Genomic DNA, 17,015 nt, shown 5'->3' on the forward strand with positions numbered 1-17,015 from the left:
GAAGGGCTGTCGTAAGACAGCCTTTTTTTAATCAAACTAACTAACCAATAAACCACGAGATTATGAAAAAAACATTCCTTTTTGTTTTCTTATTACTATCGATTACTATTTATGCTCAACAAATAACAGTATCACCAACTGTATTTCAGGTTAATGAGCAGATTACAATTACGGTTTCATTTACATCGAGTACCTGTAATACAATGGGAACCAATCCTGCAAAGGTCTATATGCATGCCGGTATAGGTGACGAAGCAAATCCTTGGCAAGTGGTCAAAGGAAATTGGGGTGTTGATGATGGTCTTGGACTAATGACTAAAAATGCAAATGGAACGTGGAGTATTACACTTACTCCAAGCATTTATTTTGGACTAACTTCAGGACAGCAATCTGCAGCAACAAAAATGGGAATTGTATTTAGAAGTGCAAATGGAAGCCAGACATTGAAATTGGCGCCATCATGTTCCGATTTTTTTCTTAATGTAGGATCTTTCCAAGTTACGCTGACTTCGCCAGCAGAAAATAGTACTTCCATCATTTCTTCTGGTGCAAGTTTTAATATTGCAGCAACAAATACAGGAGGAGTGGGCAGTTATACTTTAAAAGCCAACGGAATAACTATAAATACAAATGCTAGTACTTCAAGTTATTCGTATACGCATACTAATATTACCGAAAATCAAAATTATGAATTGATTGCAACTCAAGGGGCAACTACAATTTCGAAGAAATTCGCTGTGGTTATAAATCCAAACACGATTTCAGAAGTTATGCCTGCAGGTTTGGTTGATGGAATTAATTATAATCCAGCCGATTTTACAAAAGCAACTTTGGTCTTAGACGCACCATTAAAAGATTTCGTTTATGTAGCGGGGAATTTTAATAACTGGCAGCCAACATCGGCTTATGCTATGAAAAAAGATCCGTCTTCGGGGAAATTTTGGTTAGAAATAACGGGTTTGGTTTCGGGTGAAAATAATGCATATCAATATTGGGTTGTTGATGGAACTCCACTTGCAAATTCGCCAGCAATGGTAAAAACAGCAGATCCGTATTCAACTTTAGTTTTATCTCCCTATGATGATTCTTCGATTCCTGCTTCAAAATATCCAAATATGCCTGTTTATCCTGCGGGACAAAATTTTGAGGTTACAGTCTTGAAAACAGGGCAGACTCCTTACAATTGGCAGGTAACTAATTTTGAAAAACCTCAAAAAGAAAAATTAGTAGTTTATGAAGTTTTAGTTCGTGATTTTGATGCAGCAAGAAGCTATCAGAGTTTAATTGATCGAATAGATTATTTTAAAAATCTAAAAATTAATGCAATCGAATTAATGCCAGTAATGGAATTTGAAGGGAATGAAAGTTGGGGTTATAATACTTCCTTTCATATGGCTTTGGATAAGTTTTACGGAACTTCAGATAAATTAAAGGAACTTATTGATTTATGTCATCAAAACGGAATCGCTGTAATTCTAGATGTTGCTTTGAATCACGCTTTTGGAAGAAATCCAATGGTAAGAATGTGGATGAATGATCCTGATGGAGACGGTTTTGGATCACCAACAACGGAAAATCCATATTTTAATACCGTGGCAAAACATAGTTATAATGTAGGTGAAGACTTTAACCATCAATCACTAAAAACACAATATTATGTAAATCGAGTTATTAAACAATGGATCGAAGAATATAAAATTGATGGTTTCCGTTGGGATTTGACCAAAGGATTTACGCAATTATGTACGGCAGGTGATAATTCTTGTACCGATTCGTACCAACAAGATCGTGTAGATATTTTGAAGAAATATGCTGATTTTTCTTGGGCTATAGATCCAACGCATTATACCATTTTTGAACATTTAGGGACTGATGCAGAAGAAAAAGAATGGGCTAATTATAGAATAGCAGAAACGCCGAGTAAAGGTGTAATGATGTGGGGGAAAATGACAAATGAGTACAATCAATTGTCGATGGGATACGCTTCAGATAGCAATATTTTTAGAATGAATAGTGCAAACCGCGGATTTACAGGAAATCGTTTAATGGGTTATGCAGAAAGCCATGATGAAGAACGTTTAATGTATAAAAATATACAGTACGGAGCTTCAAATGGAAGTTACAATGTAAAAACATTAAATACGGCTTTATCTAGAATGTCTGCAATTGGTGCTGTTTCTTTATTGGTTCCTGGGCCTAAAATGATTTGGCATTTTGGTGAACTAGGCTGGGAGAATTCTATTTTTACTTGCAATAATAATTCGGTAAATACTGATTTTGATGCTGTAGGTGGTGACTGTAAATTAGATACAAAACCGCAGCCTCAATGGGTAAATAACTGGTTGGAAAATTCAAATCGGAATAAAATTTATAACGATTGGGCAAAAATGATCACGCTTAAAAAAAACGAACCAGTTTTTTTAGGAACAGCGACAATGGCGAATACAGCTACTTTGTTGGTAAATATTAAAATCACCAATAACAATTTAACTTCTGCTCAACTTAAAGATGTTGTCATTTTGGCAAATTTTGATACAGTTGCACAAAATATGATTCCAGAATTTCAATATACTGGTGCATGGTACAACTTAATGGATAATTCAACAATTAACGTTGCCGATGTAAATGCGCCAATAAATCTAGCTCCGGGAGAGTTTAGAATTTATGGTAATAAACAAGCAAATTTGGCAATTGAAGATTTTGAAAAAGGAAGCCAAGTTAATTTATATCCAAATCCTGTAGCCGATTATTTTACTTTAGGATTTACAACTTCAAAAGTAGAGATCTATTCAATCACAGGACAATTAGTAAAAACATTTAATACAAACGGAAATACAGATTATCAATTTTCAGTAAGTGGTTTAACTTCTGGATTGTATCTCGTAAAGGCGTTTGATGAGCATAATAAAGTACGCGTTGCGAAATTTATTAAAAATTAGGTTTGGTTAGTAATGAAAAGGGCTGTCTAGAAATGGACAGCCTTTTTTGGTTTAAGTAGTTTTGTAATTATAAGATATTTTGTTTTAATGTTTTAATGCCTTTGGGGCGGTTGAAGGCATTCTATAATTGTTTTATTTATTTTTTTCTTTTAGGATCGTTATATTCTCCGATTAAAGAATAATACCCAAATGTCCCTAATCCCATAACGATAAGCGGAGTAAGTATAAAAAGTATAATTGCACCAAATACCAAATCGTCTTGTTGGTCTGAAAGAAGTTTTGGCAAACCAAATTCAAACACGCAAAAATAGGCAGCAGCAGCGGCCAAAGCAATCCATAACGCACCTAAAACCTGTTTAATCGCATTCATTTTTTTGTAAATTTTAAAGGTGAGTAATTTTGTTTTTGTTGTCAATATAAATCATTCCAATAACAAAGCAGATTCCAGCAATAATTATAGGATACCATAGTCCTTCCAAATAAAAATCGGCTTTGCCTGCTGTTTTGGCGTGTGATACAAAGTAAGTAGAAATAGCAGGAAGCAATCCTCCAAAGATTCCATTCCCGACATGATAAGGCAGTGACATCGAAGTGTATCTGATTTTGGTTGGAAACATTTCAACTAAAAATGCCGCAATTGGACCGTAAACCATGGTTACAAATAATACTTGAATAAAAACCAGAAAAATTAAAGTCCATTTATCGTTAGAATTAATTAGAATAGAGACACTTGTTTGCACATCTTTTTTATCCATGTACGTTTTTTTCTCCATTATGGTTGTACCATCAGTATATTTTTTTTGAATCGTGGTAACAAAACTACCGTCAGCTTTATTTTCGGTTGTTTCTCTATAACTTTCAAAAATTTCTGTTTTTAGACTAATATTTGTTGTGTTGTACATTTCCTTATAAATAGATCTGTACGATAAAATAGCCAACAGCATTCCGAACATCATAATGTATTTGCGACCAATTTTGTCGCTCAGCCATCCAAAAACAATAAAAAATGGAGTTCCTATTAAAAGCGCAATTCCTAATAATTCATCTACTTGAGAAGAATCAATATTCATTACTGTTTTCATAAAACTCATTGCATAGAATTGTCCCGTATACCAAACAACACCTTGTCCCATTGTAGCTCCAAATAGCGCCAAAAGAACAAATTTTAAATTGTATCGGTTTCCAAAACTTTCCTTTAATGGGTTGGTGCTTGTAGTTCCTTCTTTTTTAGCTTTCGCGAAAACTGGAGATTCATCCATATTTTTTCTAATCAAATACGAAACACCAACCATAACAACAGAAACCCAAAAAGGTACACGCCATCCCCATAAATCAAAAGCTTCTGCAGAAAGTATGCTTTTTGTTGCCAGAATAACCATCAGAGATATAAATAAACCGACAGTAGCAGTAGTCTGAATCCAAGAAGTCCAATATCCTTTTTCTCCAGCAGGAGCATGTTCTGCAACATATGTAGCAGCTCCGCCGTATTCGCCTCCGAGAGCAAGTCCTTGAAGCAGACGTAAAATCAGAACTAATAAAGGAGCTAGAAAACCAATTGTTTCGTAACTCGGAATACATCCAATTAAGAAAGTAGAACCACCCATTAATAATAAGGTAGCCATAAAAGTATATTTGCGTCCAATAATATCTCCGAGTCTTCCGAAGAACAAAGCTCCAAATGGGCGAACTACAAATCCGGCAGCAAATGTGGCTAAAGTAGATAAAAATGCTGCAGTCGGATTATCGCTTGGAAAGAATTTAGTAGAAATAACGACAGCCAGACTGCCAAAAATGTAAAAATCATACCATTCAATCATGGTGCCCATAGAAGAGGCTGAAATTACTTTCCAAATTCCCTTAGTAGAAGTTTTGCTCATAAAACTGCTTTGTGATCTTGTTAGTGAATAAAATCTAAAAATACATTTTTACGAATATAGAAGATATTTTTTTATTCACTTAATACTTTTTTAACAAAAAGTATTTATTTATTGACCTCTATTTTTGAAGGAAAAAAGACTTAACTGGAAAGATTAAAGAAAAACGTAAAGATTGGCAAGTTTTAATGGATGTCTTTTTGTTTCTCGCAGATTTTACAGATTTAAACAGATTTTTTTTAAATTATTTTATTAAAAAATCTGCTCAAATCTTTTACCAAACTCAAAATCTGCACTATCTGCTAAATCTGCAAGAGAAATAAATTAAAAACCTTTGCGGTTAAACTAGAAAAGTATAAAAACAAAAAACCCGAATATTTCTATTCGGGTTTCGTGGTACCTCCAGGGATCGAACCAGGGACACATGGATTTTCAGTCCATTGCTCTACCATCTGAGCTAAGGTACCGTGCTTGTTGCGGGTGCAAATATATAATGATTTTTGGTTTGTGCAAAACATTTTTTAGAAAAAATCTATTCGTATCTTCGCAAAAGCAAAAAATGAAATATGATTTTAACGGTCGATGTTGGCAATACCAGAATTAAAGCATCTGTATTTGAGGATGATACTTCTCTGGAAAATTTTGTTTTTGATAAAAATGAAATCGAAAAAAAAATTCAAAATATTTTAAAAAAATATCCAAAATGCTCCGATTTGGCTATTGCATCAGTTGGAAATATCGAAAAACAATCCTTTTTAACTTTCGAAAATAGACTAAAAGTTCATTTTTTTACCCACGAAGATGTTTTTCCTTTCCATAATAAATATGCAACACCAAAAACTTTAGGAATAGACAGAATGATTTTAGCAGCTGGAGCGACACTTCAATTTCCAAAACAAAATCGTTTGGTTATTGATGCTGGAACTTGCATTACCTACGATTTCATCGACGAAAACGATAATTATTTAGGAGGAGCCATTTCTCCAGGCCTTCGTTTGCGATATGAATCTCTGCATAATTTTACAGCCAGACTGCCGTTATTAACCTTAGAAGAGCCCGATTCTTATGTAGGAAACTCAACGGCACAAGCCATACATTCTGGTGTTGTCAATGGTTTCGTCTATGAGATTGACGGTTTTATCGATGAATATCGCAAAGAGTTTTCAAATTTTATAATAATTTTAACGGGAGGCGATGCAGATTTTTTGGCTAAACGATTAAAAAATACCATATTTGCCAATTCAAATTTCCTTCTGGAGAGTTTGAGCCAAACATATCAATATAAAATCGACAATGATTAAAAAAGTAATACTAAGCGCTTGTTTGCTTATATCGTTCGTTTCATTCGCGCAACAAGGCACTGCTTCACCTTATTCTTTTTTCGGGATAGGAGATGTGAGATTCAAGGGAACACTTGAAAACAGATCTATGGCAGGAGTTGCAGTAGAACAAGATTCGATTCACTTAAATATAGAAAATCCGGCGAGTTACGCTAGTTTAATTCAGACAACTTTTACAGTTGGAGGAACATTCGCAACGTCTAATTTAAAAACAAGTGCTGCGTCAGAAAAAGCGCAACGCTCTACTTTTGATTATTTAGCAATAGGAATTCCGATGGGTAAATTTGGTGCCTCATTCGGTTTGATTCCTGTGAGTTCGGTAGGATATAAAATTCTTAATGACAATTCGGCTACAGAAGGTCAGACAAGTTCTCAGCTTGACGGAAAAGGGGGTATCAATAAAGTATATTTCGGTTTGTCATATAAAATAATGAAGGATTGGAATATTGGAGTAGATGCACAATATAATTTTGGAAAAATTACCACAACTAGCGTAGAGGCAGTTACTGGAGTTCAAAACGGAACAGCAGAAGTCAATGCTTCTGAACTTTCAGGGACAGCATTTAGTTTTGGTACAATGTATCAGAAAAAGATCTACAAAAAGACTAGTATATTCTCTAGTTTAAGTTACACTTTTGCTAGTAATTTGAATTCAGATAATACGAGAGTTATTTCTGTTCAAGGAGATGCTGATCCTTATGTAGTTCCAGCAGAATCGACAAAATTAAAACTTCCAAACAAATTGAGTATTGGTTTGGGTATTGGTGAAGCGAGAAAATGGCTTGTAGGAGCAAATATGACTTTTCAAGGAGATGGTCAGTTAGCAAATTATTATAACTCGGCACCAAATGTAAGCTACGAGAGCTATTCTAAATATGCTGTTGGAGGTTATTACCTTCCAAATTATGCATCTTTTACTAGTTACATGAGCAGAATTACCTACAGAGCTGGTTTGAAATACGAAAAAATTGGTCTGATTGTTAATAATGAATCAATTAAAGATATCGGAATGTCATTAGGAGCTGGAATTCCAATTCCAGGATCTTTTTCAAATTTAAATTTCGGAATTGAATTTGGTAAACGTGGTACAACAGCTGCAGATTTAGTTCAAGAGAATTATGTTAATTTCAGCGTGAGTTTCTCTTTCAATGATAAATGGTTTGTGAAGAGTAAATACCAATAAAAACAAATATTTTTATCTTTTAGAAGCTCATTACAATTTACTACATTTGGCAAATGAATTTACCAAAAAGATATAGTCTAATAGTTGTCACAGTTATTGCTGTGACAATGTTTTTTGGATGTGAAAGTAATTTTAAAGAAGTTCAGAAAATTAACTTCTCAGAATTTGTTCCTGCAAGTGATGCCGATACTGTAAACATTAAATACACAGATTCTGGGCGTATTACAGGAGTTTTAATAAGTCCGAAAATGCTAGATTATTCAAATCTTGATTTTCCTTTTACAGAATTCCCTAAAGGAATAGATGTTACTTTATATGATAAAAAGCAAAAACGCACCTTTATAAGAGGCAACTATGCGGTTTCATATAAAAATACGGGAATCATTGATTTGATTGGGAAAGTGAAAATTACTTCTGAAGACGGACAAATGTTAGAAACAGAACAGTTGTATTTCGATCAGAAAAACGAGTGGTTTTATACAGAACGAAAGTTCAAATTGACCGATAAAAAAGGAGTTTCCTACGGTCAGGGAATAGATTTTAGCAAAGATTTTAAAGTGATTAATTCGCAGCGAATTACCGGCGAAATTGAATCAGACGAAGAATTATAATATTATGGGTTATTTAAAATATACACAATACGTTTACATCCTTTTTGCAGTTTTCTTTATTTACGATGGTATTGTAAAACTAAATGAAGGCGATGAGAGTTATCCTTTCTATTTCGTTATAGCAGGAATGGCTATTTTTATGTTTTTCTTCAGGAGAAGATTTCTTAATAGGCATAATGACCGAAACAAAAAACAATAAAAATGGAAATTAGTATTATAATAATATGTTTAATACTAGCCGCCTTTTTTTCTGGGATGGAAATAGCTTTTACATCCGCCAATAAAATTTATCTTGAAATAGAAAAGAAACAAGACGATTTCTTGTCTCGAATCTTAACAAAACTAACCGAAAATCCATCCAAATTTATTGCTGCCATGCTTATTGGCAATAATGTAGCTTTGGTGATTTACGGTTTTTTTATGGGCGATCTGATTTTAGGTTGGATGGCTTATTTTGGCTTTGTCTTTTCAGATTGGTGGAATATCCTTATCCAAACACTTCTTGCAACATTTGTAGTCTTGCTGACTTCAGAATTTTTCCCGAAAGTGTTTTTTCAAATTTATGCCAATTCCTTAATTAAAATTCTAGCTCTTCCGGCTTATTTATTTTACCGATTATTTTATTATATCTCGACTTTCTTTATCTGGATTGCAGACTTTGTACTGAGTAATTTTTTTAAAACACAGGGAAATCAAATTCATTTGTTTAGCCGAATTGAACTCGGAAATTATATAACCGAACAAATGAGTACGGTGGAAGAAGATGAAGAGGTAGATTCTGAGATTCAAATTTTTCAAAATGCCTTAGAATTCTCAGCTGTTAAGGCGCGTGATATTATGACGCCTCGTACAGAAATTGTAGATATAGATTTATTTGATACAGTTGATGATCTTAAAGCATTATTTATAGAAACGGGATATTCTAAAATCATCATAAGCCAAAATTCATTAGACGATATAGTGGGTTATGTCCATTCTTTCGATTTATTTAAAAAACCATCTACTATAAAATCGGTTTTAATGACCGTCGAATTTGTTCCAGAAACAATTTTAATTAAAGACGTTTTGAATTTATTGATCAAAAAACGCAAAAATGTTGCAGTAGTTTTGGATGAATACGGAGGAACTTCAGGAATTATTACTATTGAAGATATTGTTGAAGAACTTTTTGGTGAAATTGAAGACGAGCACGATTTGGATGAAGAATTAATCGAAGAAGAAATTGGAGGTGGTAAATATTTGTTTTCAACTCGATTAGATGTTGAATATTTAAATGAGACTTATAAATTAATGATTCCAGAAGAAGATTCTTATGGTACGTTAGGAGGTTTTATTGTCAATCGTACAAAAGAAATCCCACAAAAAGGAGATAAAATTGTAATAGATAGGTTTCATTTTCGCATTGAAGAGGCGTCAAATAAGAAAATAGAACTAGTCAAAATGACAATTAAAGACTGATTTTTTAAATTAATAAAAAAAAATGTGTAAAATAAAACGCTAGTTGTATTGTTATTAACTAGATAATTGTATTTTCGCAAACTGAATATAAAATTAACGATAATAAAATGGCAGTTTTAGCAAAAATTAGACAGCGTTCCGCTTTATTGATAGGAGTTATTGCACTTGCATTATTTGCATTTATAATACAAGATCTATTTACAAGAGGAACATTTGGTCAAAGTTCAAAAGATGTAGGAAGCATCGATGGAAAAGATATTTCATTTGAAGACTTTAGAGTTAAAGTTAGTAATGTTGAAAAAAGTGGACAAGGTATAACTTCCACTGAAGCTGCAAACAGAGTTTGGGATCAAGAAGTTTCAATCGCTTTATTGTCATCACAATTTGATAAATTAGGATTGAGAGTTGGTGAAAAACACATTTTAGAGGTTTTGAAATCTGATCCAAATATTGGTAAAAACCCAATGTTCTTAAACGCAGCAGGAATTTTTGATGTTGTTAAGTTTAAAGATTATTTTAAATCAAACCCAGAAGCAGCACAATACATTGCTCAAAAAGAGAAAGATGCTGAATTGAACGCTAAGTTTCAAATCTATAATACTTTAATTAAATCAGGACTTTACACAACTGCTAGTGAAGGAAAATTAAAGTATGAAATGGAATCTAATAAAGTGAGTTTTGCTTATGCAGCAGCTCCTTATTCTTCTATTAAAGACAGTGAAGTTAAAGTCTCTGATGATGAGATCGTGGCTTACATGAAGAAAAACGAGAAAAAATTCAAAGCTGATGCAACTCGTGAAATCCAATACGTTTTAGTTGAAGATAAAGCTTCTAAAGAAGACGAGGCTGAAATTAAAGCTAAATTAACTGCTTTATTATCAGGAAGTGTTGTTTACAATGCAAAAACAGGTAAAAACGATTCATTGCCAGGATTTAAAAGTGCAACAAACATTGCTGAATTTGTAAATGCAAATTCTGATGTTCCTTACGATTCTACTTATGTTCCTAAAAATGCTTTACCAGCAGTTGATGCTGACAAATTATTCAGCTTACCAGCTGGAGCAATTTACGGACCATACGTTTATGGAAGATACTATGCAATCTCTAAATCTCTAGGATTTAAAGCTGGTGTTAATGCAAAAGCAAGTCATATCTTAATTGGTTATGAAGGATCTCAAACTCCAAATCCAAAAGAGAAAAGAACTAAAGAAGAAGCTAAAGCTAAAGCTGAAGAAATTTTAGCGCAAGTTCAAGCTAATCCAAATGGTTTTGCGATGTTGGCTTTTACAAGTTCTGATGATTCATCTGCACAACAAGGTGGTGATTTAGGGTATTTTGGGCCAAACCAAATGGTAAAAGCTTTCAATGATTTTGTATTCAGCAACGGAATTGGTAAAGTTGGTTTAGTTGAAACTCCTTTCGGATTTCACATTATCAAAATTACTGACAAACAAGACGGAATTCGTTTAGCTACAATCGCTCAAAAAATTGAGCCTTCTGAAGCTACTTCTGATAAAGTATTTACATTAGCAACTAAATTCGAAATGGATGCTGCTGATAAAGATTTCAACGCTGCAGCTAAAGAATTAGGTTTAAAAGTTGCTCAGCCAGTTAATGCAAAAGCGATGGATGAAGAGTTTGGACCAATAGGAAACCAACGTAACATTGTAAGATGGGCATTTGATAAAGAAACAAGTAAAGGAGATGTAAAACGTTTTGAAATTGCAAATATCGGACACGTTATTGCACAATATAAAGGTGAAAACAAATCTGGTCTAGTTTCTGTTGATATGGCAAGACCGTATGTTGAGCCAATCTTGAAAAACAAGAAAAAAGCTGAATTGTTAAAAGCAAAAATGCAAGGTTCAAGTATTGAAGCTATCGCTAAAGCAGCAGGAGTTGCTGTTCAGCAAGCTGTAGACGTAACACTTGATAATCCAGTATTACCAGGCGGAGTTGGGCAAGAACCGCAAGTTGTAGGTAACGCATTTGCTTTAGCGGCAAGCAAAATTTCTGCTCCAATTGAAGGAAATACAGGTGTTTATGTTGTTCAAAACGTTAAAACTGTAAAAGCTCCTGCAATTGCTAATCATGCTGCTTATGTAGAGAAAGTAAAAGCTCAAAGCGCTAATGATGCGGGTAGAGTATTACCAGCTTTGAAAAACAATGCTAAAATTGAAGATAATAGATTACAATTTAATTACTAATTAGAGAGTAATTCCTATAAAAAACCCGAAGCGCTTTTAGTGCTTCGGGTTTTTATTTTTTCTAATATTTAGAGCAATTGTGGTTTGTGTTTTTTTACTGTTAATTTTCTTATAGTATATAGAAATTATCGAAATTTAATTTAAAAAACTTGTGATTTTCAAATTATTACAGTTAATTTGCTCGTTTTTTACTTTAACATATTTTTGGTTTTTGCTTGAAATAGAAAATAAAGAAGAATACGAATCCAAAAACAAATACTTTAAAAAATCAATTATTTAAATGTTTTTTACTTTTAAATTTTTTAGAAAAAAGCAGAGAGTATATACCAAAATAGAAAGTCATATTTATGGTATTATTATCGAGCTTTTAAAAGTGGCCAGTACCGACATCAATGTTGATGAATTGGGTGGAAAGTATTATTTGAGTAACGAAGAACAACATTTTAAAGTTACTATTTTGAGTAATGATTATGTGATTAGGTTGACGAATACACATGATTCTGTTGCCGAAAAATACGATAAGCTTTTTGTAGAAGATGTTTTAAGAGCAGTAAAAGAAGAGAAACACCGCAGAATGGAAGTGGTCTATGATTCTATTACAAACAGTATCGAGAAGATGGCAGAACGCTTACATAATAGGCTTATTGAGTCAAATGAGCAAGAAAGTAAAGCTGTTCGTCGTTTGGAGACAAAGCACGTTAGAAGCAATAAAAAAGCTAACTAATGGTTTGTTGAAATATGATTTTATAAAATCATTTCGTCATAAGTCAAAATAGTCTCGTATCCTTTATTAAAGAAATATTCTTTCGGATTTTCTTTAGAAACTACCATAACAAAATCGCCGCCCCAAGCACCTAGACTTTTAATTACGCCATTAAAATCAGGAAAGATAGCTTCTTTTATGGTTTGCATCTCTAAGATTCTACTTAAATGAATTTCGTGCTTCTGAACTGCCAAGGCAAATTCTTTTAATGTTTTAGCATGAAGAATAGCATTTGTAATTTTGTTGTTTTCTGCAACACTATCTGCTAAACGGTTACTTTTGTGATTGTTGTAGGAGTAAATGGCAGATTTACTGTTTTGTTTTTTATTCAAATAAACAAAATAAATATGCTCTTTAAAGTCAGGATTAAATTCGACTTGTTGTACAAAATTATCTTTGATTCGATATAAAACTGGCGTATCGTTTTGTGCGCAAGCAATATCATAACCGCTTCCGCCAAAACTATTCTTCAATAAGGTAAAAGCATTGGTTTCTGTCCACTGCGCAATATTATTTATAAGAGTCGACGAAGTTCCTAATCCCCAGTTTTTTGGAAAACTCAAATGAGTGCTCACTTTATATCCTTTAGCGCTATCAATAAATTTTGGGTTTAATAGATAAGCGGCATTAAGAATATTAACCAAAGTTGATTTTACAGTGTCAATTTTAGGATCTGAACCTTTTATAACTTCATCAAAAGTAATGGTTTCTTCGAACCACAAATGATTATCATGATCATAACTTTTCCATTCAATTTGTTCGCTTTCTATTTTTTCAATTACCAAATCCTGACCAAATTTTGTAGGCAACGCAAATGCGTCTGCTCCGTCCAAAACGAGATATTCGCCCGCAATAAAAAGTTTTCCGTTACTGTAAAAGGTTGTTGACATACTTGTCTATATTATTATGTAAATTTCTAAATCCCAATATTTGAATTTGGAATTTAAAATATTGGATTTTACGGGATTGGTTATTTTCTTAAATTCTCAATAAATTCTACTACAGCACTGTGAGAAACTGCGGTTTTTTTGAAGTGCGTTTTAATTAAATGTCGCTCTTCATCTGTAGCTTCAAATTGATTGATAATGTTGTTAAGGTGCATTTTCATATGTCCTTCCTGAATTCCGGTTGTAGTTAATGAGCGTAATGCTGCGAAATTTTGTGCTAAACCGGCAACAGCTACAATTTCCATTAATTCTGGGGCAGAAGGTTTTTCTAAAATTTCTAAACACAATTTTACTAATGGATGTAAAGACGTTAAGCCACCAACGGTTCCAACAGCAAGCGGAATTTCAAGCCAAAAAGTAAAAATTCCATTTTCGATTTTGGCGTGAGATAAACTCGCATATTGGCCATTTCTAGCAGCATAAGCGTGAACGCCAGCTTCTACGGCTCTGAAATCATTTCCTGTTGCCAGAATTACGGCATCAACACCATTCATGATGCCTTTATTGTGAGTAACGGCTCTAAAAGGTTCTATTTCTGCGATTTGTACAGCTTGAACAAAACGTTCTGCAAATTCTTGAGGATTGGTAATATGTTTTTCTGCTAACTCTTCAATTGGACATGAAACTTCAGCTCTAACAAGACAGTGAGGGACATAGTTAGAAAGAATGCTCATTATAACTTCTAGGATTTCGCCATTTTTGCATAAGTCAGAGTTTTGAACTTCTTCTTTTAAGGTAGTAGCAAATTGCTCTAAACAAGAATTTATAAAATTGGCACCCATGCTATCTTTTGTTTCAAAAGTGGCATGAAGCTGATAATAATTTTCAAGCAGACTTCTTTTGTCTTTTAGTTTTATGTCCAGAATTCCTCCGCCACGCTGCTGCATGTTTTTGGTAATACTTTGTGTTTCAGAAAAAAACTTAGGTTTTATTTCGTCAAAAAAAGCTTTTAGTTTTTCTGAATCTCCATTATAAGTAAAATGAACTTGGCCAATTTTTTCGGTATCAATAATAGTTGCTTTAAATCCGCCTCTTGTAGACCAATATTTTGCTGCTTTAGAAGCTGCTGCAACAACAGAACTTTCTTCGATTGCCATCGGAATAGTTTTGTATTTTCCGTTGATCAAAAAGTTAGGAGCAACTCCAAGTGGGATGTAAAGGTTTGTAATGGTATTTTCTATAAATTCGTCATGAAGTTGTTGTAGCTTTTCGTCTGAATTCCAGTAATTTCTTATAATATTTTGCGCCTCTTCGGGATTTGAAAAATACTCATTTGCAATCCAGTTTATTTTTTCTTTTTTGGATAATTTAGAAAATCCAGCAACAGCGTTGTTCATTCTCAATATATTAAATAATAATGTTGCGGCAAAGATACTATTTTAAGAGTTTTGTTTGCAATGTATTTTAAAGATCAAAATACGCAATCGTTATTTTTTTTAACATTTAACACTTAAAATGTGTATTATGTTTATTTTTTTTATTAAAATTGGGCTCTTTTTATATTTAAAATAATTCTAATGAATACAAGTAAATTTACTGCAGTACTTTTATTTTTAACTGCGGTCGCTTTTGGACAGCAAAAAATAACTGTCGAAAATGTTTTTAGCGGAACTTTCCGGGCTAAAGGGATGGATGAGCTGCAATCGCTAAAAAATACAAATCAATATACGGTTTTAAATGTTGATATGGCGAGCAGAAGTATGCAGATTGATTTATATGATTTTGCAACGCTGAAAAAAGTATCGAATCTTATTGATACAAAAAACTACAAAGAACTTGCCGACGGAATTGACAGCTATACTTTTGATGCTTCTGAAAAAAAGATCTTAATTGCTTGTAATTCATCTAAAATATTCCGTCACTCTTTTACTGCAGATTATTTCCTTTATGATATTGCAGCAAAATCTCTGACTAAACTCGTTGATTTTCAAATTCAGGAGCCAACATTTTCACCTGACGGAACTAAAATTGCTTATGCGAAAGAAAATAACTTATATATTTATGATGTTGCTTCAAAAAACTCAACAGCAGTTACAACAGACGGAAAGAAAAATGCAGTTATAAACGGTATTACTGACTGGGTTTACGAAGAAGAATTTGCTTTTGTACGTGCATTTGACTGGAGTAAAGACAGCAAAAAACTAGCTTACATTCGTTTTGATGAAAGCCAAGTTCCAGAATTCTCTATGTCAATCTTTCACAAGGATTTATATCCAAAAATCGAAACTTTCAAATATCCTAAAGCTGGAGAAAAAAACTCTGTAGTTTCATTACATATTTATGATGCTGCTGGAAATACTTCTAAAAAAGTAGATTTAGGAAACTACAATGATTTCTACATTGCAAGAATGCAGTGGACAAATGATGCTAACGTGCTTTGTGCTCAAGTTTTAAACCGTCACCAAGATAATTTAGATTTATTGTTTGTTGATGGTAATACAGCTACTGCAAAAGTGGTTTTAAATGAAAAAGATAAAGCTTACGTAGATATTACAGATAATTTGACTTTCTTAAAAGATAACAGTTTTATCTGGACTAGCGAAAAAGACGGTTTTAATCATATTTATGTATATGATAAAAACGGAAAGCTTAAAAATCAGGTTACTAAAGGAAACTGGGAAGTGGTTTCTTACTACGGTTTTGACGAAAAAACAAAAACTATTTTCTACCAATCTACAGAAAATGGTTCTATTAACAGAGATCTTTACAGAATTGGTTTAGATGGAAAAAATAAAGCGCGTTTGTCTTCTAAAGTTGGAACAAGTGCGGCGACTTTTAGTCCAAATTTCCAATACTTTATTACTGCTTTCTCAAGTAACACACAGCCTACGACTTATACGTTAAATGAGGCTAAAACTGGAAAAGAAATTCAGGTTATTGAAAACAATCAAGCTCTTGCTGATAAATTAAAAGGCTATAACCTTCCTTCTAAAGAATACATTGTTTTAAAAACGGCAAAAGGGAACGAACTGAATGCTTGGATTTTAAAGCCAAAAGATTTTGATCCTTCAAAAAAATATCCTGTTTTCATGTTCCAATATTCTGGTCCAGGATCACAGCAAGTAAATAATCAATGGAACAATTCTAATGATTACTGGTTCCTTTCTTTAACACAGCAAGGTTATATCGTAGCTTGTGTTGACGGAAGAGGTACTGGTTACAAAGGGGCTGATTTTAAAAAAGTGACTCAGAAAGAATTAGGAAAATACGAAGTTGAAGATCAGATCGATGCAGCAAAAGTAATTGGTGCTTATCCTTATGTTGATGCTTCAAGAATTGGAATTTTCGGATGGAGCTACGGTGGATTTATGGCTTCTAACTGTATTTTCCAAGGAAATGACGTTTTCAAAATGGCAATTGCAGTTGCTCCAGTTACAAACTGGCGTTTTTATGACAGCGTTTACACAGAAAGATACATGCAGACTCCACAAGAAAATGCAAGCGGATACGATCAAAACTCTCCAATCAACCATGTTGACAAATTGAAAGGGAAGTTCTTATTGATTCATGGTTCTGGAGATGACAACGTTCATGTTCAAAACACAATGCAGATGATGGAAGCTTTAATTCAGGCAAATAAACAATTTGATTCTCAAATTTATCCAGATAAAGACCACGGTATTTATGGCGGAAACACTAGAATTCAGCTTTACAATAAAATGACCAACTTTATCAAAGAAAATTTATAATCTA

At 33.2% G+C, this 17,015-nt stretch carries 12 protein-coding genes and 1 tRNA gene; 8 read left to right on the plus strand and 5 right to left on the minus strand.

All coding sequences use genetic code 11. The features are described from left to right. The first annotated feature begins 62 nt into the window (after positions 1 to 62). The gene (locus tag QLQ96_RS06860) at positions 63 to 2,939 is read left to right on the plus strand and encodes an alpha-amylase family glycosyl hydrolase (protein ID WP_482495780.1); all 2,877 of its coding nucleotides are present in this window, start codon (positions 63 to 65) and stop codon (positions 2,937 to 2,939) included. A gap of 136 nt (positions 2,940 to 3,075) precedes the next feature. Here QLQ96_RS06860 and QLQ96_RS06865 read toward each other — a convergent pair whose 3' ends face one another. The 3 genes from QLQ96_RS06865 to QLQ96_RS06875 form a co-directional block, all read right to left on the minus strand. Further along, on the minus strand, positions 3,076 to 3,309 hold the full coding sequence (locus QLQ96_RS06865) for a DUF6814 family protein (protein WP_306155707.1): 234 nt from the start codon (positions 3,307 to 3,309) through the stop codon (positions 3,076 to 3,078). Positions 3,310 to 3,322: 13 nt separating this feature from the next. Then, a complete protein-coding gene (locus QLQ96_RS06870; protein WP_482495782.1) occupies positions 3,323 to 4,816 on the minus strand; it encodes an MFS transporter in 1,494 nt (497 codons plus the stop codon). A 391-nt stretch (positions 4,817 to 5,207) separates the two neighbouring features. Further along, a tRNA-Phe gene (locus tag QLQ96_RS06875) sits at positions 5,208 to 5,280 on the minus strand. A 99-nt stretch (positions 5,281 to 5,379) separates the two neighbouring features. Between QLQ96_RS06875 and QLQ96_RS06880 the strand changes: the two genes are divergently transcribed. The 6 genes from QLQ96_RS06880 to QLQ96_RS06905 all read left to right on the plus strand — a co-directional run bounded on the left by QLQ96_RS06880 (position 5,380) and on the right by QLQ96_RS06905 (position 12,336). Next, positions 5,380 to 6,114 carry a type III pantothenate kinase gene (locus QLQ96_RS06880; RefSeq protein ID WP_482495784.1) on the plus strand — a complete coding sequence of 245 codons (735 nt, stop codon included), beginning with the start codon at positions 5,380 to 5,382 and terminating at the stop codon, positions 6,112 to 6,114. Then, positions 6,107 to 7,336: a BamG family beta-barrel-assembly machinery protein gene (bamG, locus tag QLQ96_RS06885; protein WP_482495786.1), complete on the plus strand. Its 1,230-nt coding sequence runs from the start codon at positions 6,107 to 6,109 to the stop codon at positions 7,334 to 7,336. Before QLQ96_RS06880 ends, bamG begins: the two co-directional genes overlap by 8 nt. Positions 7,337 to 7,389: 53 nt before the next feature. Beyond that, positions 7,390 to 7,947, plus strand: a complete 558-nt coding sequence (lptC, locus tag QLQ96_RS06890; RefSeq protein ID WP_482495788.1) for an LPS export ABC transporter periplasmic protein LptC — start codon at positions 7,390 to 7,392, stop codon at positions 7,945 to 7,947. Between the two features lie 201 nt (positions 7,948 to 8,148). After that, a complete protein-coding gene (locus QLQ96_RS06895) occupies positions 8,149 to 9,405 on the plus strand; it encodes a hemolysin family protein (protein WP_482495790.1) in 1,257 nt (418 codons plus the stop codon). A gap of 107 nt (positions 9,406 to 9,512) precedes the next feature. Beyond that, positions 9,513 to 11,612, plus strand: coding sequence for a peptidylprolyl isomerase (locus QLQ96_RS06900; protein WP_482495792.1), 2,100 nt, complete (start codon positions 9,513 to 9,515; stop codon positions 11,610 to 11,612). Between the two features lie 373 nt (positions 11,613 to 11,985). Then, positions 11,986 to 12,336, plus strand: coding sequence for a hypothetical protein (locus QLQ96_RS06905; protein ID WP_482495794.1), 351 nt, complete (start codon positions 11,986 to 11,988; stop codon positions 12,334 to 12,336). 20 nt (positions 12,337 to 12,356) lie between these two features. Here QLQ96_RS06905 and QLQ96_RS06910 read toward each other — a convergent pair whose 3' ends face one another. Next, the gene (locus QLQ96_RS06910) at positions 12,357 to 13,265 is read right to left on the minus strand and encodes a GYDIA family GHMP kinase (RefSeq protein WP_482495796.1); all 909 of its coding nucleotides are present in this window, start codon (positions 13,263 to 13,265) and stop codon (positions 12,357 to 12,359) included. Between the two features lie 80 nt (positions 13,266 to 13,345). Then, complete coding sequence (locus tag QLQ96_RS06915) at positions 13,346 to 14,659, minus strand: hydroxymethylglutaryl-CoA reductase, degradative (protein ID WP_482495798.1); 1,314 nt, start codon at positions 14,657 to 14,659, stop codon at positions 13,346 to 13,348. A 180-nt stretch (positions 14,660 to 14,839) separates the two neighbouring features. Between QLQ96_RS06915 and QLQ96_RS06920 the strand changes: the two genes are divergently transcribed. Next, positions 14,840 to 17,011 carry a S9 family peptidase gene (locus QLQ96_RS06920; RefSeq protein WP_482495800.1) on the plus strand — a complete coding sequence of 724 codons (2,172 nt, stop codon included), beginning with the start codon at positions 14,840 to 14,842 and terminating at the stop codon, positions 17,009 to 17,011. Positions 17,012 to 17,015: the final 4 nt, after the last annotated feature.

The organism is Flavobacterium sp. B167r (assembly GCF_056824315.1).